We start from the raw sequence: 271 nt of genomic DNA on the forward strand, positions 1-271 counted from the left end.
TAATTATTGAAAAGGAAGCGATATTATGACAGTTCCAACATCCATTCGCTTGTCCGTCGAGTTAAGTGAAAAATTAACACTTTGGACAAGTTCACATAATATTAGTAAAACAGAGTTTATCACTCAAGTTTTAGCAGAAAAGTTAGAGGATCTTTATGACATACAAGAAGCTGACTTAGCAATGCAACAATGGCTCGATGATGGGCAAAAAACATATTCTCATGACGAAATGATGAAGCGCTATGGCTAAATATCAAGTTCATTATGCTTC

At 34.7% G+C, this 271-nt stretch carries 1 protein-coding gene; it reads left to right on the forward strand.

The genetic code is table 11. The annotated features are described in order from the left end of the window. Window positions 1–25 precede the first annotated feature (25 nt). Window positions 26–250, forward strand: coding sequence for a type II toxin-antitoxin system RelB family antitoxin (gene relB / locus RMT89_RS43165; protein ID WP_315889223.1), 225 nt, complete (start codon window positions 26–28; stop codon window positions 248–250). The last annotated feature ends 21 nt before the right edge of the window (window positions 251–271 follow it).

It is taken from the genome of Streptomyces sp. P17, assembly GCF_032436805.1.
Classification (GTDB): Bacteria; Actinomycetota; Actinomycetes; order Streptomycetales; family Streptomycetaceae; genus Streptomyces.